This window comes from Dawidia cretensis (assembly GCF_018598175.1).
Taxonomy (GTDB): Bacteria; Bacteroidota; Bacteroidia; order Cytophagales; family Cyclobacteriaceae; genus Ohtaekwangia; species Ohtaekwangia cretensis.
The window spans coordinates 81,091-107,059 of the sequence record NZ_JAHESE010000008.1 but is presented as its reverse complement, the minus strand read 5'-3'; the positions used below and the strand labels follow the sequence as shown (position 1 = coordinate 107,059).

Genomic DNA, 25,969 nt, shown 5'->3' with positions numbered 1-25,969 from the left:
CGCCAGTTTGTGAACTTTTTTAACAAAAATACGTTACAATTTCTGTAATTGCGGCATATATTCGTAGCCTATTACGCCGGGAAAGAGACGATTTGAAATTGATGTAAAATGGAAGCTGTTACCTTTAAGCCGTTAAAAAAATATGTTACCTCAATAGCATTGAAAAGCTACGGGGTGGACGAATGTGGAAATATGCTTTATTTTAAGCATGCCAGGTTACATGGCAAAAATATTACATTGACCATTGTGGTTCGCTCGGATGAGGATGTTAGAAGCGCACAACACCCGAAATACGCGCTCCTCGTACCGTAACGGATTTTTTTTCCGTTACCCGGTGTTTGAAGTTTACCCGATGTATGAAATTTTATCCAAATGTTTGAAGCAGGATACGACTATTCTCAAGTCACAATTAACAAATACCATCCGGACGCTCAAGTTATTCAGGAAATTATATTTCGATTCAAAACTGAATCCGACGTGGATTACATTGTACGGGTTCATGAATATCCGCGTAAAGTTTATGCTCTTAAATTTCACCTTCGTGCCCACAAGAATCTTAGTACTAAGTATAATTTAGTATTGAACCATCGATTCACCTCTGTGAACCCAAGTCGCGTGATACGCACGGTGATTAATATAACCCTTGATATACTCGCAAAAAACGAGTTAGCCTCCTTCGCATTTGTAGGAGTGTATAAACTTAAGCAGGAGCGTATTAAGGTGAATCGAAATAGCGAAGAAAACCAGGATACTGAATTAACACAACGTTTTAGAACGTACAAAAGGATTACAGAGTACTTCTTGGGAACGCAGACCTTTAAGCATACTTTCCAGGCAAAGTCAAATGCGTACCTGATTGTAAATAAACGTCATGCAAATTATGAGCGCATGAATGACGAGATTATTTCAATGTTTACTAACATGTTTCAGGATCTGGTTGAACTGCGGTAGTCTGTCGGTATTTGATTTTGTTCATGACGCCCCCATCCGTATGCGCCACGCAGGTGGGTATAGATTATTAAGGCGGTTTGGCAGTTGATTCACCCAGCCCAAGGGCAGGTCGTTATGTATGATCAGGGCGAAGCCTTTACCAGTGCCCGTGCCGGGCAACGTCTCTTTGCGTAAGTATTGTATGGCTTCCTCGTACGACACCGGCAGGGTAGGGAAGGCCTCTTGTTGTAAGACCGTCGACAATGCCAGGGAGTGCTCGGGGATGAGCTTGTCATGCTTGAGCGTGGCGACGAACGTGCCGGCGATTACCAGGTGCAGATGGCGGGAGAGGAACGCAATGGCCTGTGCTTGCGATGCGGGAACAAACTGCAACAAGTCTTCGCGTTGCAAGAAGCTTTTGTCTTCGGAGGTTTGGACCCACGTTGTTACCTGGTCGAGTATTTTTTTTGTGGGCGCTGCAAACACGGGCTTCGACAGTCGCAAACTTACTTCTGCCTGACCGGCGCGTTTGCGGATGACGGAGAGAAAGAATCCTTCGCCTTGTGTGCGGTGTGGTGCGAAGCGATAGGCAACGATGCCATCTTCGTCGATGGTCTCAATACCCCATTCAGCCGGTATAGATAATGATACAAATTCGACGTCGTGGTTTGCGCGGAGCCAGGCCAGGTTCTCTTCGTTTTCGAGCCGGTTATAGGTACAGGTGGAGTATACCAGCAGTCCGTTGGTCTTTAATGCAGGCCATACGTCACGGAGGATGCGGCGTTGGCGGGCGCTGCAAAGCTGTACGTTGTCTTCCGACCAGGCCTCCATGGCGTCGGGGTCTTTGCGGAACAGGCCCTCGCCCGAGCACGGGGCATCTACGACCATGACGTCGAAGAATCCTTGTAAGGGTGTGAAGTCTTCGGGGTCGTTTTGCGTGACGACGCTGTTGGGGTTGCCCCACTTCTGGAGGTTCTCGGCTAAGATGCCGGCCCGGCTACGGATCACTTCGTTGGAGACCAACAGACTGTCCGGTGATAACAGGCTACTGAGGTGCGTGGATTTGCCGCCGGGTGCGGCGCAGAGGTCCAGTACGCGTAAGGGTACCGTAGTGTCTGCTGCCTGGCGAAGTACCTGCTCGAGGAACATCGAGCTGGCTTCCTGCACGTAATAGGCGCCGGCATGCAAGGCGGGGTCGAGGGTGAACACGGGACGTTCCGGCAGGTACCGTCCGGTAGCGCACCAGGGTATAGACGCTGTGTATTGATCCGGGCCGGGCTTTCGCGGGTTGAGACGGAGGCTGACGGGCGGTGGTGTTGTATGGGCGGCCACAAAGGCATCCCACGCACCCGCAAGTTGCTGCCGCATGCGAGCTTCAAAAGCCGGAGGAAAGACGGGCGTCATACCATTCACAGCCGGTAAAAGTAAGTAAAAAGATGTTCTGGCGACAACTATTAAATTCTGTCAGCAGGCGTTGTTGCAGATGGGGTAAACCCCTTACCTTAGACGCCTCGTACACTATACGAAGCCCTATAAAACTGATCAATCCATGGTGCAAACCAATGCCAACGACCCTCGTCTGAAAAGTTGGGTATCCATTCCCGCCGGAAGTGATTTTCCAATTCAGAATTTGCCATTTGGCATCTTCTTGCGAAAGAACAGCTCGCCGGTGGCGGGTGTTGCGATCGGCGCGGACATACTCGACCTGGCCTATCTCAATACCAACGGCTACTTTCAGGGCCAGCACCTACCTGCCGATATTTTTATACAGCCTACACTCAATGAGTTCCTGGGGCTGGGCCGCAAGAAAATTCGCGAGGTGCGCGAACGTGTCTCCGAGCTGTTGCGCGACTCCAACGACGAGCTGGACGCCGATGCCCGTGATGCGGCGCTGGTATCCGCCCGCGAAGTGCAGATGCTGCTGCCGGTAAAAGTTGCGAACTATACCGACTTTTATAGCAGCGAAGAGCATGCGACCAATGTGGGCTCTATGTTTCGCGATCCGAAGAACGCGCTGCTGCCCAATTGGAAACACCTGCCGATCGGTTATCACGGTCGCGCGTCGTCGATTGTTGTGACGGGCACGAACATTACACGTCCCAAGGGACAGATCAAACCACCCGACAGCGACCTGCCTGTCTTTTGCCCTACACGAAAGCTGGACTTTGAATTGGAGGTTGCGTTTGTGACGTGCGGCGAGACGGCGTTGGGAAATGCCATTCACACCGCCGACGCGGAAGAGTATATGGCCGGTCTGGTATTACTCAACGACTGGTCCGCACGCGACATTCAGCAATGGGAGTATGTGCCCCTGGGACCGTTCCTCGCCAAGAACTTTGGTACCACCATTTCGCCCTGGATCGTGACGATGGATGCGCTGGAGCCCTTCCGCGTAAAAGGGCCCGAGCAGAACCCGCACGTGTTGCCGTACCTGGCATACGAAGGGGAGAAGAACTTTGATATTTTACTCGAAGTGCTGATGCAAGCCGGCAACGCGGAGCCCGCTACCGTATGCCGCACGAACTTCAAGTATATGTATTGGAATGTGGGCCAGCAGCTGGCACACCATACCGTGAATGGCTGTAACATTCAAGTGGGGGACCTGTACGCGTCGGGTACGATCAGCGGCCCTTCGCCGGGTTCATACGGCTCGTTGCTGGAGCTGACGTGGAACGGCCAAAAGCCGCTGCACCTGCCTGACGGAGCGCAACGTACTTTCATTGAAGACCATGACACCGTCATTATGCGGGGCTATGCGGAGAAGAACGGCGTGCGCATCGGCTTTGGTGAATGTCGTGGCATGATCCAACCAGCAACCCACGCCCGCTCATGAAGCGCGTAAATTTCTACCTGTTCATTGCCGCGCTGGTGGTGCTGGACAGCGTGCTGCTGCGAAGTCCCAACCTGTTGGGTAAGATCGGGCTGATTATTTATAAGTACCATTATCTGCGCACGTTTCCCAAGACGCTGGTCACGGTATCGCTGGTGGTCGGAATTGCCGTAGCGCTCGCGGAAGCCGTGCGATTTTTTGTTCAGCGCGGCATCTGGAAACGGCCTGTTGGCCAGGTTGTGTTAGCGCTATTGTTGCTCGCGGCCGTGGCGATGCTGGTAAAGACGGCTGTAGATTTTACAGCGTGGAGCTACAGCCATACGGGATTGCGGTTTCGCCTGGGAGCATACCTGCTGCCGGCTATCCTGGCCGTTGTTTTTGGTTACGCGTGGGGTACACTGCGCGTGCCGCACGAGCCGTTTCCCGAATCGCCCATCATGAATCAACAAACACCCTCCGATAAAACTCCGTCTTGATGCTGACCATCGACCCGAAAGAGATTTCACTTACGCAAATGCAACATTATCTGCAATCGGCCGTGACACCGCGGCCGATCGCATTCGCCAGCACGGTCGACAAAGAAGGGCGTATAAACCTGAGTCCTTTCAGTTTCTTTAATGTCTTTGGTACCAACCCGCCGCTTCTGGTCTTCTCACCGTCGCGGCGTGTACGCGATAATTCAACCAAGCATACCTTGGAGAATGTACTCGAAGTACAGCAGGTCGTGATCAACATTGTAAACTATGCCATGGTACAACAAGCCTCGCTGGCGAGTACCGAGTATGCTAAGGGTGTGAATGAGTTTATCAAGGCGGGCTTTACCGAAGCGCCTTCGGTGAAAGTGGCTCCGCCGCGGGTAGCGGAAGCACCGGTAGCGATGGAATGCCAGGTGTTGCAGGTCGTGCCAACGGGGAATGAAGGCGGTGCGGGGAATCTTATTTTGTGCGAGGTGATCTATATGCACATTCGCGAGGAGATACTGGACGCGGATGGGCGGATTGATCCGTTTAAGCTCGATGCTGTGGCTCGTTTGGGGGGCGATTGGTATTGCCGGGTGCAGGGCGATTCGATTTTTAAAGTGCCAAAGCCGGTGGATCGGTTGGGCATTGGCGTGGATGCAATACCGCCTATGATACGTTATAGTCATTTTCTAACGGGCAACGATCTTGGCCTCTTAGGTAATATTGAGAAGCTGCCTGATGCGACGGAATGTCAGCAGTATCGGTTGAGAGCAGGGATACATCAGGTGTTGCAGAAGGGTACGAATGCGGCGCATCAGCATGCGCATTTACTTCTTACGCATGGGAAAGTGCAGGAAGCGTGGATGATGCTTTTGCTGGCGCATCATGGGTAAATAACTCATGTGCGGCTGGCGCAAGTTTTAGCACCAAGGCGTCAGCGGAGGTGCGGAACTTGTGCCTGGAACTGCGGGCAGTCTCCAGACTGCTGTGGACCACGTTGTTAGATGCCGGATACGCCAGTCTAAGACTGGCCGCAGTTTAAGTCACAAGAGACGCGCTTCGTGCTAACTCTTGCGCCAGCAAATCAATAGCGCTGCGCCAATAAACTATCTAAAATTTTATAATCAGCGCTACGCCTGATTGCCGGCCGAGGACGGCATCTTGTTCGATCAGCGGCTCGAGGCTTACCTGCAAGTTGGGATTGACATCGAATTCCTTCAAATGCGCATCAACGTGCGCATCGACGATCTGTAGTAGGTACATCGCCCCGGTCATGATGAGCCAGAAGTCGCGTTGGCGCCGGTAGGAGGTGACGATGGTGCGCAGCTGGCCCGTGGAGAGCTCGCTGACGGGGTGCAGGAAGTTTTCGTTGTTGGGGGCCTCGTTGATGTTGTCGAAGAGCTGGGCCTTGTATTTTTTATAGCCCTTCTGGTAGAAGCCGACGGCATAACCCAGGGCACCAAACCCGCCGTACACCAGCGGAAGCTTCCAATACTTTTTGTTGTAGATCTGGCCGAGGCCAGGCAGCACGGCGGCATACAGCAGTGCCTTGCGCGGGTCGTAGCGTGTCGCGTAGGATTTAATCAGCACTGTATCCTGGCCGCTCTCAATGTAGACGCTGTCGTCGGCTGTGTTGGGGGCTGTCGCCGGGGCGACCCCCTGCGCCTGGATGGCGACAGGAAGTAAGAACAACAGAAGCAGACAGCACAGCGATAGTTTCTTCATGGGGTTGACGGCACGCAAAACGGTGTCAAGTTACCGAAACCTGCGGAAACTACCAGTGTTACAGCCCGACTTTCAGGATGTCTAACACGCGGTTCAGGTCTTCGACCGACAGGAAGGGGATCTTGATTTCACCTCGTTTGCCGTCACTTTTTATAACAACTCGGGTGCCAAAGTAGGAAGAAAGCTTTGACTGGAGCTGCTGAATTTCGCGCGACGCGGCCGGAGCCGCGGAGCTGCTGCTCTCGCCCTTGGTCGACTGGCTCTTCTCCGTCATTTCGCGCACCAGTTCTTCAACTTTGCGTACGGAGAGGTCTTCTTCCAGGGTTTTTTTGAAGATGTAAAGCTGTTCTTCCGGATTTTCGATGCTGATGATGGCCCGTGCCTGGCCCATGGAAAGCTTGTTGTCGCGCACCGCGATCTGAATGTCGGGCGGCAACTTGAGCAGACGCAGGTAGTTCGTTACGGTAGTGCGGTTCTTGCCCACACGCTCACCCAGCTCTTCCTGCTTGAGGTTACACTCAGTCAGCAATCGCTGGTAGCTGAGGGCAATTTCGATGGCGTTGAGGTTTTCGCGCTGGATGTTTTCAATCAGCGCCATTTCCAGCATTTGCTGGTCGTCGGCGGAGCGAATGTAGGCCGGAATGGCCTTTAAACCCGCGAGCTTGGACGCCTGAAAGCGACGCTCACCCGAGATCAGCTGATATTGATTCTGGGTCAGACGACGCACGGTGATCGGCTGAATGATGCCGTGTACCGTGATGGATTCTGCCAGTTCGAGCAACGCTTCCTGGTCGAAATGCGAGCGCGGCTGGAAGGGGTTCACTTCGATGTACTCGACCGGGATCTCGATGATGCCACCCACTGTCGGTACTGGTGGAGCAGCAACAGGTTGCTCAGCCGTGAAGCTGGCACCCGAAGCAATGGCTGCATCTGCCGGGTTGACAGCAACATCTGTTTCCAGTCTATCGTCTTCCGTGGAATTGTCGCTTAGAAGAGCGCTCAGTCCACGACCTAATGCTTTCTTTTTACTCATTTAGACATGCCGTTTTTATCAAGTACTTCGTGGGCCAGGTTCAGGTAGCTGATGGCTCCTTTGCTTTCCGCATCGTGAACAATGGCCGGTAGGCCAAAGCTGGGCGACTCGCTCAGCTTAACATTCCGGGGGATGATCGTATTGAACGTCATCTTCTGGAAGTGTGTCCGTACCTCTTCGACTACCTGGTTGCCCAGGCTGGTACGTGAATCGTATAACGTCAACAAGATGCCTTCTATTTCAAGTTTCGGGTTCAAACGTGTTTGAATAATTTTGATCGTATTCAACAGTTTGCCGAGGCCTTCCAGGGCGAAGTATTCGCATTGTACCGGAATGATGATTGAGTCGGCGGCTGTCAGCGCGTTGATGGTGATGAGACCCAGCGACGGCGAGCAGTCGATGATGATAAAGTCGTAGTCGTCGCGCACTCTGCCGAGCGCATCGCGCATTTTTTCTTCGCGGCGCTCGATGCTGACCATTTCGACTTCAGCACCGACAAGGTCGATGTGCGAGGGCAGAACATCCAGGTACTTCAGATCGTTCTTTACGACTGCGTCCTTTGGATCCACGCCGTCTACCATACATTCGTAGATACCCTGCGTTACATCTTTCGGATTTAGACCGAGGCCGGAAGTGGAGTTTGCCTGCGGATCGGCGTCGACCAGCAGTGTGCGTTTCTCCAGTACGGCTAAGCTTGCAGCCAGGTTAATAGCTGAAGTTGTTTTTCCGACACCACCTTTTTGATTGGCAATGGCAATGATTTTTCCCATTCAAGAATGACGTTTAAAAAATAAAAAGCCCGTCCGGGTCTAAAACGGACGGGCACAAAGATATGGTAAAAGTTATCGGACCGTGGAACATCGTGGAACGTGTTATCCACAATCGGTGCACAAAAACCCGACAATTTTGTTGACTATTGTCGGCAACTTTTGCGCTTTTCGAATCCTATACTTGAACGATTTGCGTTAAGCTCTTCGTTACCAATTATTTCAGTCTATTTTTAGAAACTCCCTTGCGGTATGCGCAAAAGGTAACCGACAGACTAGCTTTTTTTCTTCTTTTTCTCTTCATCCGCTTTCCGGCGTGCTTCTTCACCCGCCTTCATCGCGTCTTCGAGCTTGCTCATGAACTTTGATTTCTTACCGGTACCGCCATTCGCAGCGTTCTTCTTTTTATTCTCTTCCATGATCGCACGGATCTTGTCTTCGTCAACAAAGCGTTTGATAATGGCTTGCTGTGCAAATGTTACCAGGTTGGATACAAAGTAGTAGAATGTCAGACCTGCCGAGAAGGAGTTCAGGAAGAAGAAGAAGATTACCGGCATGACATACGACATCGACTTCATCGGGCCTTGCACCGACGACATCTGGTTGTTCTGCCAGGTATAGATCAACGTCGAGAGCGTCATGATGACGGTGAACAAGCTGATGTGGCTACCGACACCAAAGGGAATGGCGAACCCCAGCTGGATTACCGAGTCATAGGTGGAAAGGTCTTCCGCCCACAGGAACGGCTGCTGACGCAGCTCAATGCTGGCGGGGAACAGGTAGAACATCGCGAACAGGATTGGCATCTGCAGCAGTACCGGCACGCAACCGCTGATGGGGTTCACGCCGACCTGCCCATACAGCTTCATTTGCTCTTGCTGTACTTTGGCCATGTCCTCGCCAACGCGTTCTTTGATCTCGTCCAGCTCGGGCTTCAGCACTTTCATTTTGGCCATGCTGAGGTACGAACGGTAGGAGAGCGGGAACAGCACCAGCTTCAGCAGGATCACCAGGATGATGATGATCAGACCGTAGTTGCCAATGTGCAGTGTCAGGAAGTGGAATACCGGGAAGATGACAAACTTGTTGATCCAGTATACCGGACGCCAGCCGAGGTATACGTTCTCGGCAAAGTTCTCTGTTACTTTTCCAATGACCTGGTAGTCGTTCGGGCCGAAGTAGAATTTAAAGCTTGCTTTACCATCGGCCAGCGCCTTCTTGGGAATGGTCAGCTGGATGTTGGCTTGCTTTACCAGCGACGAATCAGCGGCGCTGAATGCGGTTTGTACTTCACCGCCGGCGAATGGTATTTCTTTGGCGATGATAGACGACAGGAAGAATTTGCGTTTGATAGCCACCCAGTTGAGTGCGGTGGCTAGCTTTTCGTTCTCCGTGCCCGTGCTGGCCGCCGAAAGCTCGTCAAAGCCTTCTTCGCGGGAATTATAGGTCACTGTGGTGTTTTTGCGCGTGTCGGCCAGGTCTTTCTCGAGGGGACGAATAGCGTCTGCCCAACGGAAGGTCAACTGGTCGGTGCCCAGCAGTTTGTCAAAGCCTTTGCTGACCACCTGGTATTGAATCTCGTGACCGGCGTCGGGAATCTTATAGACATGTGCCAGGCTGGCGCCGTTGCTCAGCGTAGCCGTAAAGGTCAGCACGGTGGTATCGCCTTCTTTCTTTTGCGTGGGCTGATAATACAAGGTGTAAAGGTCGACCTCGCGGCCCTGGTATTGCGTCGACAAGTTGAATGCTGTGGAAAGCGGCTGTACCAGTAGCAGCGGCTTCTGGTCATAGGTTTTGAATTTCTTCAGCTCCAGCGCACGGATTATGCCACCGCGGTTGGCGAACTCAATGCGCAGGTCGCCAGTCTCTACTGTGGTAGTGGCGTCGGTGCCTTTCATAGCAGCCGAGAGATCACCATACGTGGCGGTCAGGATGCTGTCGCTTGCTTCGGGTTCACCTTTGACAACGACTGCAGAAGAGTCTGTTGCAGCCATGCGTTGCTCGGTAGCGGCGGGCACTTTCGGAGCCTCTTGAGGCTTCGGCGCAAACCAATAAAAATAGGCCAGTAGCAGGCCGGCAATTAAGGTAAGGCCAATCGCGGAATTCCTATCCATCGTGTCTGTATACTTAAATGATTACTTGTTCAATGATTTTTTGTGATCCAGCGAAGCCTCGACGAATTTCACAAACAGCGGGTGCGGATTCAGCACGGTGCTGCGCAGCTCGGGGTGATATTGCACGCCCACAAACCAGGGGTGGTCTTTCAGCTCCACCACTTCCACCAGGCCCGAGTCGGGGTTTACGCCCGTTGCCTTGAGGCCGGCTTCTTCGATTTGCTCCAGGTACTTGTTGTTGAACTCATACCGGTGGCGGTGGCGCTCTTCAATTTGCGACTCACCATAGGCAGCATACGCTTTGCTTCCTTTTTTAAGCTTACAGGTATAGGCACCAAGACGCATGGTACCACCTTTTATTGTAATCTTCTTCTGCTCCTCCATCATGTCGATGACGGGGTTCTTGGTCTTGGGGTTCAGCTCGGTAGAGCTGGCCTCGAGGTGCAGTACGTGGCGCGAGAACTCCACCACGCAGCACTGCATGCCCAGGCAGATACCAAAGAACGGCACCTTGTTTTCACGCACGTAGCGGATGGCCTCGATCTTGCCTTCCAGGCCGCGTTCGCCAAAGCCCGGCGCTACCAGTACGCCGTCCAGTCCTTCCAGCACAGCGGCTACACTTTCTTTGGAGATATCTTCCGACGAAATCCATTTCACATTCACCTTGCAGTCGTTTTCAGCACCGGCGTGTACAAAAGCTTCGGCAATGGATTTATAGGCGTCGGGCAGGGACACGTATTTGCCCACGATGCCGACGGTCACTTCGTTTACAGGATTCTTGAGCTTGCCCAGGAATGATTTCCATTGTTCCAGGTGCGGCTCTTCTTTCGAGGTTACTTTCAGCTTGGACAGCACGCGCTCGTCCAGCTTTTCTTTGCGCATCAGGATCGGTACATCGTAGATCGTGTCCGCATCCATGGCTTCGATCACCGAGTTGATGTGTACGTTACAGAAGAGCGCCAGCTTTTTGCGGATTTCCTGCGGCAGCGGCATTTCGGTGCGGCACACCAGGATATCGGGTTGAATGCCGGCTTCCAGCAATTCTTTTACAGAATGCTGGGTGGGCTTTGTTTTAAGCTCTTTGGCGGCATTCAGGTAGGGGATCAGCGTCAGGTGAATGACGATGGAATGGTTGGGCGGCAGATCGTATTTCACCTGGCGCACGGCTTCGATGAAGGGCAGCGACTCGATGTCGCCCACGCAACCACCAATCTCCGTAATGATAAAGTCATATTCGCCACTTTCTCCCAGCAGGAAGATGTTGCGTTTAATCTCGTCTGTGATGTGCGGCACTACTTGCACGGTCTTACCCAGGTACTCGCCTTTGCGCTCCTTGGTAATAACGTTGTTGTAGACACGGCCGGTCGTGATGTTGTTGGCCTGCGAGGTACGGACGTTCAGAAAACGTTCGTAGTGTCCCAGGTCGAGGTCGGTTTCTGCGCCGTCATCCGTGACGTAGCACTCGCCGTGCTCGTAGGGGTTGAGCGTGCCCGGATCAATGTTGATATACGGGTCGAATTTCTGGATCGTTACTTTAAAGCCCCGAGCCTGAAGCAGTTGCGCCAGCGACGCGGCAATAATTCCTTTTCCCAAAGAAGACGTAACACCCCCGGTTACAAAGATGTATTTGGCAGTAGATGACATAGATTAATGAAAGCAGCCTGAGTAAACCGGGTGCAAAGGTAGCTTTTTCGAGATAATATTTACGCGCAAAAGAAAGTTCGACCGCAAAAGAATGCCCCCGCGCAGCGCTGTTAGCAACTATTTTGCCGGCATGGTGTATGTCATTATTAAATTTTGAAATGCCTCCAAAAACAGTGGGGATAGCGTTGGGTTTATGAAAGTGTGGAAAAAAGTGTGGAATAGGCTCAAATGCCGCATTTCGCGGTTACCTTCCGTTTTTTTCGTTGTATTTAACAACCGACCGGTCCTGCACAAAAACGGGGCTGGCTGGCGCCAGCCGCTTTTTTTATAATTTAGCCAGGTTAACCTACTTAAGTCCTTTCAGAATGAGCCCTTTCCGCCCGCTAAGAGCTGTCTTCATATTATTCGTTTTTTTCAACGCAATCCCCCAGCAGCTGTACGCTGGCGTGCCCACGATCTCTGACGTCCATATGACGGGGGTAATGCAGCGAAACCATGACCTGACGGTTCAATACACCTATTCCGATCCCGACGGCAGCGCCGATGCGTCCTTATACCAATGGTTCCGGTACGACGACAATTGCGGCAGCAACCCTGTTGCCATTGTTGGTGCTACCGCCAAAATCTACAGGCTTACCAATGCCGACCTTGGCAAGCATATCGGCGTTCGTGTAACGGCGCGCGATGCGTCCGGCGAGACTGGCAACGTCGAGACCTTCCAGCCCTGGTCGTGTGGCAGTGGCTCCGGCGACCCGAGTACATCCAATTTGGTTATTCAAAGCGGCGCGAGCTGTACAAAGCCTGATGGCACCGGCTCGCCCGACCCCTCTATTACCCTCGATGCAGGTGACCGCGCCTGCTCGCCCCGCACCATTACCCTCACCGTGCGCTATCGCGGCATCGATTATACCGTCCCGACAAACCCGCCGACGATTTATGTCGACTGGGGCGACGGTCCGATCCAGTCTTATCCGGCTACTATCGTGGACATCCGCGAAACCAACGAAATGAGACAGCAGTGGATGGTACAGGTCAATCACACCTACGACTACGACGCCGGCAGTACGGCGTCGACGATCCCCGGCGAGCGCTGTACGTATACCATCCGCACGTCGTACGGTCGTCCTGCCGCCCAATGCTTTGGCACCAAATTCGAGGCTGTAAAAGTGCCTGTGTGGGATACCGAAGATAATGCCCAGCTCGGCACGTTCGATGTCAATCACCGGGGGGGTACTGCCGGTGTCGAGGCTAACCCGCCCGCGCCGCTGCCGGGTAACGCCGAAAACGTCAACGTCTGCGAAGGTGACACGAGCCCCATTCGCCTGATCGATAACACCGATTTCAACTGTACACCCGGTGGCGCGCAAATCGAAAATCCCAACCCCAACAGTCGCGGCCGTTGGATGCAGTGGGTATATGGCTCGACATCGTCCGTCACGGCGCCCGGCGGGGTAGGTGGCAGCATCGTCATCAACGGCGTGTCGTATACCGCGGCGCAATTGCCCGTATACGGCCGCCCGTTCTATCAGCCGCAACCGTTTATCGGACCGGCTACCCTGGAGACAGACGACATACGGATGCCGGCCCTGGCAAACCCCAATGAGCAATTCGTCGTTTCGCTGCGCACCTGGAACACCTGTAACCCATTCGACCGTGACCTTGCCGTGGACGGCTGCGGCCTCAACCCCGCCCAGGGAGGCACGAACAATCAGTTTGAAATATACGGGGGCACGTACCAGCCGGGCACGTCCGATGCCTGTCAACCGACACCCACCGGATCGTATTTTGCACACAACAACCCCGTCGTCCGTAACTATACCATCACGGTGGTAGATTCGCCGGATCCGCCGGTAACGTCGGATATACTGATATGCCATAACGGCACACGTACCCTCAGCGTGGCGCCGATCGTCGGCCTGACCTATACCTGGTACCTCAACGCCACCGATGCGCTGACGGCGACCAACGCGGCGGGCACTGGTCCGACGTTCACCCCTTCTGATGCACAGGCCCCGGCGGGAGCCAGTACCCGCTTTTGGGTGACGTCGTCGATGGTATACCCCGCGCAGGGCAGCATTTCGTGTGTGAGCGATACGTCTATTGTCAGGCTCAGTCGGCGTGAAAATATGAGCGCGCAGCCGCCGGCGCTTATCTCGCCTGCGATGGATGTCTGCCCCAATACAACCTATACATATTCTTTGCCTAACGACCCCGCCACCGAGACTTTTGGAGGCGCCACGGAATTTGCCTGGACGATCACCGGTGCCGCGGCCATCACCGGTGGACAAGGTACCCGGCAGATTACGATCCTGACGAACAACGTGACGGTGAACTCTACCTTTACCCTGCGCGTAGTCCGGCAGTGGACCACGGCACCGAGCTGTCCGTCGGCGACACGCGAGATCACCGTAACCATTCGTCCCCGGCCGGCGCCGAGCATTCAGCCCGATCCGGTGACGCTTTGCGAAGGCGAGACGGTACAGATCAATGGCAATCCTAATAACCCGTTTGGCACCATTGCTTCGCACAGCTGGACAGGCCCGAGCGTCGGTACTTTACTGGATGATCCGACAGTGCAACAACCGAATATACTCACGACCGCCTCGGCGGGTTCCTATACGCTTACCTATACCATCATCAACAGCATTGGCTGTTCGGGCACGGACAACGTCAATGTTGTTATTACCCCTGGTTTGCTAAACGTATCGGCCGGACCGAATCAGAATCTTTGCTTCACGACACCGCCGCTGACCACTACGTTGGATGCCGCTACACCTTCGGCGGGCACAGGTACGTGGTCGTATGTGAGCGGTCCGGATAACACACCGACATTTACCAATGTCAACCTCGTCGATAGCGATGTGACAGTAGACTTGCCGGGACGATATGTATTTGAATGGGAAGTGGCCTCGGGCTCGTGTACACGCGCCTCGACGGTACAGATCGACTTTGGCCGGGAGCCTGCGCAACCGACGGCTGCGGACCGGGCCTTCTGTAGTTTGACGGGCGGGCTGAGTGGAAGCACGCCTACGTTTGAGCAGTCGAAATGGAGCTTTGTGAGCGGCCCCGGCACGGTGTCGTTTGACGACGACAAGAAGCCCGATGCGCAAGTGACGGCGACGGCATATGGTGCCTATCAATTGAAATGGGAGTATAGCAGCGGTTCGGGCTCGGGTGACTGCGCACCGAAGTCTGTTACGGTGAATGTTGTCTTCAGCAGACCCGCTACGGCTACGCTACCGGCCACTGGGTTTATTACGTGCGTGGATGAAACGACGCTGGCAGCGATTAACCTGACGGTCGGCAGCGTCGGCGGAGCGGCCACGCAGGGCCGCTGGGAAGTGGTAACAGGCGGCGGTGTGTTTACCAGCAACAATGCCAATCCGGGTGCTGCGTTGGCCGCGGGATCGTTGACCGACGCGTATAAACCTACCGCGGCCGATTTTCTGGCCGGTGCTGTTACCGTACGGCTGGTGGGCATCGACCCCGATGGGGCCGGGCCTTGTGCGAACGTCAACAGCAACAACATGATTATTACACTCGATCGCAAGCCGGCCGCGGCTACGGTCGGTGCGGAGATAGAGGTCTGTGCGGGCAACACGGTGACGCTGAACGCCACGGCGGCCACGAACAATGGCACCGGTACGTGGACCGGCACCGGTGGAACGATCACGGCTACGAGCAATCCTGCCTCGACGGTTACCAACCTGACGGCGGCAGGCTCTCCCTATACATTTACATGGACGGTGACCAGTGCGCAGAACGGCAACGCGGGGGCCTGTGCTGCTACGACGGCTACGGTAGACGTTATTATCGACCCGCTGCCGGTATTGTCCACGCTGCAATTCAACGACCTGTGTGAAACAAACGAAGGTACTCTGAAGGCGACGGGTGTTACGCTGGCAGACTATGACGACCGTATCGTTGCGCCGGCTGCTCCAGGCGATCGCCAGGTGAAGTGGTATGCGTCGGCCATTGCGCAGGCGAACGATGTGAGTGCCATAACAACGTACGACATTTCCAACAACGATATACTCTACATCCGCGTGATCGACCTGACCACCGGCGTCCGCGCGTGTAACACGTTGGCACAAGTGAGGTTCTCGGTCAGCGGCCGCCCCGTGGCACGCGACCATAGCTTCTTTTTCTGTGAAGAGATTTCGCCGGGGGGTATTGGCCTTGGTGAGGTGCACGACATCGACCTGACGACTGCGGCGGTAGGTGACTCGATCACCACCTTGCCTGTGGCGAGCCGGACGATTACGTGGTACGGTAACGCGGTGGATGCCGAAAACGGTACCAACCCCATTGCGGCCAACGACATCGACCTGATGGCCAACCGCGTCGTCTATGCGCGCATCGAAGGCAGCTCGAACACCTGTTATAATGTAGCAGAAGTATCGCTCATTATTAAACCTGTGCCCGCGCCGCCGGTGATTACCGGTAAGGCCGACCCGTGTATGAACAGTTCGGAGCTGTATACCACCGCGCAGGTATCGGGCGCGAAATATATCTGGACGTACCCGCCGGAGTTTACGCACCTGGTGGGGGGAGAGGTCGGAAACAGTTTCTTGTACCTGAGCTTCCCGAGCTTGCAAACAAAAGACATTACGTTGAAGTTGGTGGTTAACGGCTGTGAAAGCCTGACGACGACGAAGACCATTACCGTGTCGGACGATCCGAAAGGGTATACCATCGACCCTCCGGCCGTCGTATGCGAGGAAGGAACCTATCAATTTAAAGTTTCGACGCCGTCTAACGGCTCCACGTATAACTGGGAGATCTTCCGGCAGAGTGATGGCGCTGCGGGCGGTGGCGTGGTATCGAACGGACAAGGTACGGCCACGGTATTGATCAACTTTGAAAGCCAGAACGTGCGCGTGAAGGTAACGGAGACAAACGCCTCGAACTGTCCGGCGGCTACACCGCCGGTGATCGACGTATCGGTGCATGCGAACCCTGAAATGGATAACATCCTGAAAGAGATTTGCAGCGGCCTGGACATTGGTGTAACGCTCGATGTGAAAACGGGGAGCGAGCCTGCCTCCCTGTTCAACGTTCAGGAACCCTTTATATATCCGGGTATCAATCCTGTCGTGCGCACATTTGGCAATAACCAGCCGGGCAATGCACTGGAATTGGATCGTTATGAAAACAAAACGATTGCGCAGACACTGCCGGTTATTTACCGTGTTCGCCCCGTGAGCGCGTTTGGCTGTTTAGGAGAGGAGCGTACCGCGACGGTCAACATCAAAGCCGAGCCGGTCATGGATGTGAACCTGTCGGCTGCTGTGTGTAGCGACGCAGAGATTCGCATTACGCTGCGGTCGGCTACGGGTGCCTATGTGGCGGACAAATTTTCTGTCGAGCAGATTACGTACGATGCAGCCTCGCTGACGCCGCTGCCCGTGCCGCCGGCTACACCCGATCTGCCGCCGCTGAATACCCTGGTGAGCGACAATGCTATTTACCAAAACCGCTGGGAGAACATAACGGGAGCCTCACAGCAAGTGGCGTATAGGATCAGACCGTATAGCTCCACGACACAATGCTATGGCAACCCGCCGGCCGATGTCATCGCCGTGATCCGGCCCAAGCCGCTTGTTACTGCGGTGCCTGTACAAGACATCTGTAGTGGTGAGACATTGGCGATTACGCTGCAGTCCGATAACCTGACGTCGCCGCAGTTTTCGAGCATCGTGCAGTATGTCGCTCCGCTGATTACGGGGGCAACAAATGATAACACCGGCGTGATCGACGACAAGCTGATCAATGGTGGGACTACGCTCGGCCAGGTACGCTACTCGGTGACGGCGGTCGATCCGGCGTATTCCACTTGCGTGGGCCCGGCACGGCTTATTATGGTCAATGTGCGGCCCGCACCGACGGTGGCGAACATCAGCAAGACGGTGTGCTCGGATGTTCGCGGTGGCGATACGTATGTAGAGGACTTGCAGGCGCTGCAGCCTTCTGCCGGGCTGACGTATACCTGGTTTGCCAATGACGGGACATCCATTCCGGCCGGTCAGCTGACGGCCTATGCACTGGAGAACAACAAGGCTGTTACCATGCACGTGGTCGATCCGGACCCCAGCAGTGGCTGCTCGAAAGATGTGGAGGTGAAGTATATCGTCAACCCTACGCCTGCGGTTAGCGCCGTTGCCAGGAAGACAACCGACCCGCGCTTTAACATTACATGTAACGGTTTTGCCGATGGCTTTATTGACTTGTCGGCACAGTATGGTACGAACCATACCTTTAGCAGAGACGGTTCGCCGTACGTTCCCGCCTTGTTCTTCTCCGGTCTCGCGGCGGGCACCTATGTCATCCATACGCGCAATGCAGAAGGTTGTGAGGACGATGTTTCGGTGGCTATTCTTGCGCCGGACCCGATCGAACCCACTGTACCGACGACTACACCGGTGAGCTGCTTCAACAGCCCGACACCGGACGGTACGATTGTCATTACGGCGACCGGTGGTACTTCTGCCGGCGGCGGTGTGCCGTTGCAGTTTGGTCTGTTGCAAGATCCTACTGTGGTGTACAATCCGCTGACAGGTAGCTTTGGCGGCTTGCGCGCGAACCCTTCGTACACCGTCGTGATCCGTGACCAGAATGGTTGCCAGGTGATGGTGCAGAATATTGCTGTGACGCAACCCATCGATTTGAAGGTCAATGCCAACATCACGTCCGACTACGATGGCAACGACGTAAGCTGTATGGGCGCGACCGACGGTATCATTACCGTGTTGGCAAGCGACGGCACGCCGGGCTATACCTTTGTGCTGGATCAGGATCCGACCAACACGACCGGTGCGACGTCTGGTATATTTGCCGACCTGGCTGCGAATATTTTGTATACCATAACAGCCGAGGATGCCAACGGCTGTAAGAAAACGTCTATCCCGCGCCTGTTGATCGAGCCGATGCCGTTGTTGCCAGGTGTGCTTGGTTTTGACCAAAACGTGTGTGCAGGCCTTCAGGCCGCCGCGTTTGAAGAGCTGTCACAGCCGTATGGCGGTACCGGTGTCTACACCTATTATTGGGAGGAATCGCCTGACGGCACTACGTTCGGTCCCGCCGCCGGCGCGAACACCGTGGCGGAATATGAACCGCCCATACTGGCCACTGATCGTTATTATCGTCGTACGGTAACGTCGGGAACCAACCCGGCCTGTCCGACGGAGGCGTCGGAAACACTGAAGGTGACGATCCGCGCTTTGCCTACGTCCACCTTGACATCCAGCACCAACGCGGTCTGCCAGGGTGGCAACTTCACACTCGACTTCAAGTTCCCGACAGGGCAGGAGCCGTTCCGGTTTGAATACAATGATGGTACCACGACTGCCAACCTGGTGGGCGGCGTTGATCGTTTAGTACCGATCGTGAATTATACGGCGACGCATACCTATACCTTGACTAAGTTGGTCGACTTCTACGGTTGTGAGGCGGTGGCCTTCCCGGCGCCGGTGAAGGTAGACATGATCAATGTAGACGCTAACTTCACGATGACAGAGCCCGCATCGAAGTGCAGCGGCAGCGAGTACGCCTTTACGTTTATACCGCAGGAGAATGTAACTTATACGTTTAACTGGAACGACGGTACGCCCAACACGGTGATCGCCGCCAACACGTATCCCGCCGGCGTGGAGATTACACCGGCCATTATGCACCCCTTTACTTCCGCTAACGTAAGCGGCAATACACAACTGCCGGTGATGCTCACGGCCACCAGCACGGTGAGCACGCCCGAAGGTTTGTGTACAAAATTCACGTCGAAGACCGTAACGGTGTATCCGCGAATCTACCTGAATGCAACGGCTGACAAAACCGAGATGTGTAGCGGTGATGCGATCACGATCACCAACGCCACGATCGGGGGCACAAGCCACGAATGGATCTACCGGCTTGTTGGCACGACCAGTCCGCTGGCGCCCGCCAGACCGTCTGGGTCGTCACAGTCTTTTACCATTGTTAACGCAGGCCCGGCAAATCCGGAGCATTACGAGGTGGTATACACTGTCAAGAATGCGAACTGTCAGGAGTCTGCGGTATTCCCCATTGCAGTCTACGAGAGCATGACGCCATCGTTCACCGCTACGGCTACACCGTTTTTGGGTGGCAACTCGTTTGCGGATTTTACAAACACCTCGACGAAGCTCGACGACACCAAGTTCCGGTATGAATGGAACTTCGGCGACGGTTCCAGCCCGGGCACGGAGGTGAACATGATCCCTGGCCGCGTGCTGTATACCTCCCGTGGTACGAAAACAATCGAGCTGGTGATGGTGAACCGGGCAGCTCCGGTTTGTACCGTGAAATACACGGACAACCTGCTGATCAGCCGGGGTATTATTGTCGCCGACTTTACGTACACGCCACAGGCGGTATGTTTCCCGGCCACGATCGAGATTCTGGAAAACAAGTCGAACGGTGATATCTTTGAATGGACGGTGACCGACAAGCAGGGACGTGTGGTCAATACGTCGAACGAGATCAAGCCGATCTTTGCCATTGGCAACTCCGGTGAGTACGTCATTCACCTCAAAACGACCGAGCTTATCGGAGGTCAGCCTATAGGGCAGTCTGCAGAGCACAGCAACGACGACAAGCCTGTACAGATCTTTGAAAATCCGTTCGCGGCCTTTGAGGTGGTGCCGGACTCCATTGTGTTTGTACCCGACAATGTCGGTATTGAAATGCGCAACTATTCGTTGCGCGCCAGCGACTATGCGTGGGATTTTGACGACGGCGCGACCTCCATCGAGATACAGCCGCTGCATAAGTACACCGAAGAGGGCAACTACCTGGTTAAGCTGATCGCAACTTTCAATCATGGTCAGAAGGACATGGATGGCGACGGTACGATCGACGGTCCGCTGGTTTGCTACGACACGGCGACACAAACCATCATCGCCCGCACGGGCGGCCGGATCAAGATTCCCAACGCCTTTACACCTGACCAGAGCGGTCCGAACGGTGGTATTGGCAATGGCCTCTTCAACGATGTGTTCCGCCCGATCATGGAAGGCGTCGAAGAGTTTCACATGCAGATATACGATCGGTGGGGTAACCTCATCTTTGAAAGCCGTGATGTGAATCAGGGCTGGGATGGCTACGACAAGAACGGGCGCCTGTTGCCGGCCGGTGTATATGTGTATAAGATCACGCTGCGGTTGTCGGACAGTCAGCGCACCACCCAAGTAGGAGACGTAACCCTGATTCGCTAAGAGGCAAACGCGTATGAAAAACTTTACCAGCAAAATAGCCATTATCGTTCTCGCGTGTTGTGCCTTGACGCAACTGGCCCACGCGCAGGATCCGCAGTTCTCGCAGTACTACCAGGCGCCGCTATATCTCAACCCCGGCTTTACGGGCATCACGCCACAGCAACGCCTGGTGTTTAACCATCGCATTCAATGGCCCAGCCTGCCAAAAGCGTTTACCACGTACGCGGCTTCGTACGACATCTTTGTCAACGAGCTGCGCAGTGGTTTTGGCATTTTGTTTACGACTGATAAGATGGGTACGGCCGGCTGGCGTACGACGAACGTCAACCTGCTGTATTCGTACAAAGTAAAGCTCACGGATAAAATTGTGTTCTCGCCGGGCTTGTCCTTCGGCTATGGTTCCAATGGCATTGACCGCAGCAAAATACGGCTGGGCGGAGACCTGTCAGTAGAATATGAAACGCCTGGCTCGTCACTTGACCCGGAAGTAAGCAAGTTGGGCAGGCATGAGTACTTCGATTTTGGATCGGGCTTTTTGATTTATAGCCGCTCGCTGTGGATCGGGGCCTCGTTCATGCACATGAACACGCCGAACATTTCGGTACTCAATAGCGAAAGTCAATTGCCCATGCGTGTAAACATTCACGCCGGGGCGAAGCTCGACCTGAACCGTGGTTTCCGTAACGGTGGACGCGCCTCGTATCTTACACCATCGTTTATTTATCGCATGCAGGGACCGACGTTCTCGCAGCTTGATCTGGGAGTGAACTATCACATCGACCCGGTGTCGGTAGGGGTGTGGTACCGTGGCAAGCCGTTTGAGAAGTCGGTGTCCAACGGCCTGTCGCAGGACGCGCTCATTCTCACGCTGGGGCTATACTTCAAACAGCTGTCGATAGGCTATAGCTACGACTTTACGATCTCTCAAATGCAAACGGCTTCGGGCGGGGCACACGAGTTGTCGATCATATACGAGTTCTCGTCAAAAGGCAACGAAAAGAAGAACAAGAAGAAGTACAAGCTAATACCGTGTCCGACCTTCAACAGCAAAGAGGGTTTCTGGAACTAACGGCTTACTGCAATAACCGCGAGCGTGTTGCCAGTATGGCGATACCCGAACCAAGGCAGGCGATCAGCGCGAACGAAAAGCGCAGGCTCGCCACCTCGGCAATCCATCCGATCACCGGCGGGCCTAACAAAAAGCCAAAGAAGCTGATGGTCGACACCGCCGCCAGCGCCACTCCCGGCGACAGCGTTCCCGACTTGCCCGCGGCCCCATACACCAACGGCACTACCGACGACACACCGAAACCTACCAGCAAAAAGCCGATCGTCGCGGTCACCAGCATGGGGAAGAATACCGACACCAACAGGCCGGTGGCAATGAGTGCGCCGCTTAGCTGCAACATCTTTTTACGCCCCAATCGGTTCGCCAGGGCATCGCCAATAAAGCGTCCGCCGGTCATGGTAGCCATAAAAGCCACGTAGCCCAGCGTGACCAGCTTCTCGGGAGCTTCCACAATCTTCTGAAAATACACGCCGCTCCAGTCGAACATCGTCCCCTCACAGGCCATCCCGAAGAAGCCGATGATGCCCAGCCGCAGCAACAGACCATCGGGCCTGGCAAACAGCGGCGTATCACTTGAACCGCGCATGGCGGGCAGCGTACGTTTATACGCCAGGGCTACCAGCACAAATACCAATCCGGCGATCATACAGAAGTGATGGAAGGGCGCTGTGTTTAGCGAAACCAGAAACCAGGCAATCGACGCGCCGCTAAAACCGGCCAGGCTCCACGCGCCATGGAAAGAGGCCATGATCGATTTGCCATACAGGGCTTCGACGCCAATGGCTTGGGTGTTTACAGCAATGTTGACCAGGTTTCCAAAAAAGCCGAACATAAACAGCACGCCCGCCAGCTCCCATCGGTCGGTTACAAGACCGATGACGACCATGGTCAGCGTGTACAACGTTGCTCCCACCAGCAACATGCGCCGGCTTCCAAACCGGGTCACCGCCCAGCCCGACAGCGGCAGGCTCGTCATCAACCCTGCCGGCAGGGCAAAGAGGATCGTACCCAGCTGTGCATCATTCAGTCCTAACAATAGCTTAATGTCGGGGATGCGACTGGCCCAGGACGCGAAGCAGATGCCCTGCGTAAAGAAGAAAACGGTAACGGCCAGGCGGATCGACACCTTGTTCTGTTGGGCCGTCGGTACCCGCACCGGACCCAGTCCGCCGGTTTCGGTGGCGGTCGTGGCGGAAGTTTCCGATTCTTTGCGGTCTACACGGTTGCTGTTCATATAAAGAGCGGTTGTTTAGTATGCATGCCGATAAAATCTCACGCCTGGGATATCCTTTTTTGTCGACGTGATTGTTGCAACAATGAATTTACAGAGAAAATACCAACGGCAGATGTCCGTGAATGGGATGGGTTTGTTCACTTGTGAACAATATACGCCGTTTGGGAAGGGTCTTTACGCCGTGAAAAAAAATATTTTAAGAAAAAATGAAGGGTATATATAGAAAAAGTGGGGGTGTCCGCGGTTGTGGTGCTGTTGTACGCTTTTGAACACGCGTGTCACGCGCCATCTTTTATCGCGCTTCGTGCCGTACCACACGGGTTTTTATACTGTATAATGTTGTTCGATACTGTACGGTGTATCTGTTGTCACAAGAGTATAGATGGTGTGAAAACAAAAATACCACCGATTGCGGGAGGTATAAACGCTAACTTTCTTCGAACCCGACCCGTTAAGATCACCATAAGCATTTAAAAAAATCAGTCACATTAAATATCGACAATTATGAAAAAGGTAATTTTGGCAGGCTTCGCATTTGTATTAGCCATGGGGTTGGCAATCGCTGCAAACGCTCCTTTGAGAGAAACGATCAAAGTTCCGCTGGAACAAGTTCCGGTTTCGGTACGCAATGCCTTTGAAAAAGACTTCGGTACTGCACCCGACGGCGGCTACTGGACTGCACTCATCGAAAAAGAGTCGAGCAATGGCCGCACCATCGTAACGCCGATCCACTACAGTTTCGTCAAGAAAGCCAAAGGCAACAAAATCGAGGTGAAGTATACTCCGACCGGCGCACTGGAATCATTCAGCGGCCTGGAAAAACTGACGCCCGTAGCCGACGCAGCCGCTGTTCCTAACTAGAACGTTACACGCACACACAGAAAACAGGTATAAAGGCACGAGGCCGCTCCGGGAAACCGGAGTGGCCTTGTTGTTTTTTTAAAACGAAAAAGGGTGCCTCTCTCGAAGCACCCTCTTGTCGGTTTAGGTTAGGTATAGGAAAATAACGGTTTCTTAGTTCGTTGTCAGGAGCTCTGCAGATTGCATGGCCTCTGTGTCTGCAGTTTCTTCTGTGGGGCGTTTGCCCGCATGGTGTGGATTGATTTGCAGGGTTGAGATCATGTCGGTGATCTTCAGGATCACCATCGAGCCTACGAAGACGAAGCCGACCACGATGGCCAGTGCTTTCAGGTGCACGAAGAACAATGTTGTCTCGCCGAAGAACAAGCCGTTGCCGGTAGTGTTCGCGCCGTTGACGGCCGTGTGGGCCAGCAGGCCGGTCATTAGCATGCCCACTGCTCCACCTACACCGTGGCAGGGAAATACGTCGAGGGTATCTTCGAGCGAAGTCTTGGTGGTTTTCCAGTGTACCATCAGGTTGCTGACGAGGCTGGCGAACGTACCGATGAAAAGGCTCGAAGGAATTGTTACGAAACCGGCCGCAGGCGTGATGGCTACGAGGCCAACCACGGCACCGATACAGAATCCGAGGGCCGAAGGCTTTTTACCTCTTACAGAATCCAGCAGGATCCAGGCAAGGCCGGCGGCGGCAGAAGCGGTGTTGGTTGTCGCGAAGGCAGAGGCCGCCAGCGCGTTGGCGCCCATGGCGCTGCCGGCGTTGAAGCCGAACCAGCCGAACCACAACAGACCGGTGCCGAGCAGCACATACGGAATGTTTGCGGGCTGGACGTGCTTCTTTTCGGTGTTACTACGCAGGAAGATCGAGGCTACGAGCGCAGCGATACCTGCTGACATGTGTACCACGGTGCCACCGGCGAAGTCGAGTACACCCATTTTAAAGAGGAAACCATCGGGGTGCCATGTCCAGTGCGCCAGGGGCGAGTAGATGAACAGGGTGAAGAGCACCAGGAAAATGATATACGATTTGAACCGTACCCGTTCGGCGAACGTACCGGTGATCAGCGCAGGGGTGATAATGGCGAATTTTAATTGGAAGAAAGCAAACAGCACCAGCGGGATGGTAGGCGCGAGTGCCCAGGGCTTGCCGTCCACTACATTCTGAAACATAAAGAATGAGCGGGGATCGCCGATGATGCCGCCGATCGAGTCACCGAAGGCGAGGCTGAAGCCCACGATGATCCATAATACACCGACAACGCCCATCGCGATGAAGCTTTGGAACATGGTGTAAACGATGTTTTTCATGTCGATCATGCCGCCGTAAAAGAACGCCAGTCCGGGGGTCATCAGCAGCACCATTGCCGAAGCCGCCAGCATCCAGGCAATGTCCCCTCCATTGAGTCCCTCCGTCACGACCTGCCTGGGCGATGGCATAAAGACTGCCAGCACGCTGAATCCCACCAGCAGCAAAAGAAAGATTAACGATTTTTTCATATAGCAATAAGATCTGGTTGTTGTAGTGATTCAAAAATCGGTCTTTTTTAGAAAAATAGCTTCGTATTTGAGGCATTTTTAATGAAAATGACCGAAAACGATTTAGTGATGGGTCGTTTTGCGTCCGTCAGGTGATAAAATTGAAATTTTTTGAATGACGTGGGGTCTGCGAGCGAAAAGAATAGTCGCCCGCCATCAAAAATGGGCGGTAGATTGGATTTTATTTTTAGTTATGTCAATCGATGGGTTATTTGGGGACCATCCTGGGATTGAAAAAATGATTTCGATTGACGAAAGGTTAAAATTTCAGCTGGATTTTGGGTTATGCCGGAACTTCTCGAATGATGGTCATCTCCCCTGCGGCTCGGATGCCTTTCAACTGATAGGTGAGGCTAACAACACGGGCTTTGTATTTTGCCCGGTTGGAAAGCATGACAACGATGGAGGCGCCTTCGCGTAACGTGCCGGCCTCAAGCTCTTCCTGCCGCAGTGCGATGGGACAGGTGACGGGGGTGCCGGCCAAGAAGGCGGCGTCCTGGAGTTTGGTGTCCAATGTGTAATATTGCATGATCATTCG

Annotated in this window: 15 protein-coding genes; 6 read left to right on the top strand and 9 right to left on the bottom strand. The window is 54.1% G+C overall.

Annotation, left to right across the window (positions count from 1 at the left end; all coding sequences use genetic code 11):
* Positions 1-972: 972 nt before the first annotated feature.
* Positions 973-2,334 carry a methyltransferase RsmF C-terminal domain-like protein gene (locus KK062_RS10860; protein ID WP_254084320.1) on the bottom strand — a complete coding sequence of 454 codons (1,362 nt, stop codon included), beginning with the start codon at positions 2,332-2,334 and terminating at the stop codon, positions 973-975.
* A 145-nt stretch (positions 2,335-2,479) separates the two neighbouring features.
* Here KK062_RS10860 and fahA point away from each other — a divergent pair, with 145 nt between their 5' ends.
* Genes fahA through KK062_RS10845 form a run of 3 tightly spaced genes read left to right on the top strand, consistent with a single transcriptional unit; the run spans position 2,480 to position 5,114 of the window.
* Entirely contained in the window at positions 2,480-3,763 is a 1,284-nt protein-coding gene (gene fahA, locus KK062_RS10855) for a fumarylacetoacetase (RefSeq protein WP_254084319.1), read from the top strand.
* Positions 3,760-4,236 carry a hypothetical protein gene (locus KK062_RS10850; RefSeq protein WP_254084318.1) on the top strand — a complete coding sequence of 159 codons (477 nt, stop codon included), beginning with the start codon at positions 3,760-3,762 and terminating at the stop codon, positions 4,234-4,236. Before fahA ends, KK062_RS10850 begins: the two co-directional genes overlap by 4 nt.
* Complete coding sequence (locus tag KK062_RS10845; RefSeq protein ID WP_254084317.1) at positions 4,236-5,114, top strand: flavin reductase family protein; 879 nt, start codon at positions 4,236-4,238, stop codon at positions 5,112-5,114. Before KK062_RS10850 ends, KK062_RS10845 begins: the two co-directional genes overlap by 1 nt.
* A gap of 217 nt (positions 5,115-5,331) precedes the next feature.
* Here the strand turns inward: KK062_RS10845 and KK062_RS10840 are convergent, their stop codons facing one another.
* The 5 genes from KK062_RS10840 to pyrG all read right to left on the bottom strand — a co-directional run bounded on the left by KK062_RS10840 (position 5,332) and on the right by pyrG (position 11,504).
* Positions 5,332-5,946: a DUF5683 domain-containing protein gene (locus KK062_RS10840; protein ID WP_254084316.1), complete on the bottom strand. Its 615-nt coding sequence runs from the start codon at positions 5,944-5,946 to the stop codon at positions 5,332-5,334.
* 58 nt (positions 5,947-6,004) lie between these two features.
* Positions 6,005-6,979, bottom strand: coding sequence for a ParB/RepB/Spo0J family partition protein (locus KK062_RS10835; protein WP_254084315.1), 975 nt, complete (start codon positions 6,977-6,979; stop codon positions 6,005-6,007).
* Positions 6,976-7,749: a ParA family protein gene (locus KK062_RS10830; RefSeq protein ID WP_254084314.1), complete on the bottom strand. Its 774-nt coding sequence runs from the start codon at positions 7,747-7,749 to the stop codon at positions 6,976-6,978. The genes KK062_RS10835 and KK062_RS10830 overlap by 4 nt, the downstream gene beginning before the upstream one ends.
* Positions 7,750-8,021: 272 nt before the next feature.
* On the bottom strand, positions 8,022-9,860 hold the full coding sequence (yidC, locus tag KK062_RS10825) for a membrane protein insertase YidC (RefSeq protein ID WP_254084313.1): 1,839 nt from the start codon (positions 9,858-9,860) through the stop codon (positions 8,022-8,024).
* A gap of 21 nt (positions 9,861-9,881) precedes the next feature.
* A complete protein-coding gene (pyrG, locus tag KK062_RS10820; RefSeq protein WP_254084312.1) occupies positions 9,882-11,504 on the bottom strand; it encodes a CTP synthase in 1,623 nt (540 codons plus the stop codon).
* Positions 11,505-11,986: 482 nt separating this feature from the next.
* Here pyrG and KK062_RS10815 point away from each other — a divergent pair, with 482 nt between their 5' ends.
* Together KK062_RS10815 and KK062_RS10810 are read left to right on the top strand one after the other, a co-directional pair.
* On the top strand, positions 11,987-20,734 hold the full coding sequence (locus tag KK062_RS10815) for a DUF8696 domain-containing protein (RefSeq protein WP_254084311.1): 8,748 nt from the start codon (positions 11,987-11,989) through the stop codon (positions 20,732-20,734).
* Between the two features lie 13 nt (positions 20,735-20,747).
* On the top strand, positions 20,748-21,803 hold the full coding sequence (locus KK062_RS10810) for a PorP/SprF family type IX secretion system membrane protein (protein ID WP_254084310.1): 1,056 nt from the start codon (positions 20,748-20,750) through the stop codon (positions 21,801-21,803).
* A 4-nt stretch (positions 21,804-21,807) separates the two neighbouring features.
* On the opposite strand, the gene KK062_RS10805 is transcribed toward KK062_RS10810, so the two are convergent.
* Positions 21,808-23,037 carry an MFS transporter gene (locus KK062_RS10805; protein ID WP_254084309.1) on the bottom strand — a complete coding sequence of 410 codons (1,230 nt, stop codon included), beginning with the start codon at positions 23,035-23,037 and terminating at the stop codon, positions 21,808-21,810.
* Positions 23,038-23,541: 504 nt separating this feature from the next.
* On the opposite strand from KK062_RS10805, the gene KK062_RS10800 reads away from it, so the two are divergent.
* Positions 23,542-23,898: a hypothetical protein gene (locus KK062_RS10800; RefSeq protein ID WP_254084308.1), complete on the top strand. Its 357-nt coding sequence runs from the start codon at positions 23,542-23,544 to the stop codon at positions 23,896-23,898.
* Positions 23,899-24,051: 153 nt separating this feature from the next.
* Here the strand turns inward: KK062_RS10800 and KK062_RS10795 are convergent, their stop codons facing one another.
* Together KK062_RS10795 and KK062_RS10790 are read right to left on the bottom strand one after the other, a co-directional pair.
* On the bottom strand, positions 24,052-25,392 hold the full coding sequence (locus KK062_RS10795; RefSeq protein ID WP_254084307.1) for an ammonium transporter: 1,341 nt from the start codon (positions 25,390-25,392) through the stop codon (positions 24,052-24,054).
* Positions 25,393-25,714: 322 nt separating this feature from the next.
* Positions 25,715-25,960 carry a hypothetical protein gene (locus tag KK062_RS10790; protein WP_254084306.1) on the bottom strand — a complete coding sequence of 82 codons (246 nt, stop codon included), beginning with the start codon at positions 25,958-25,960 and terminating at the stop codon, positions 25,715-25,717.
* Positions 25,961-25,969 lie beyond the last annotated feature (9 nt).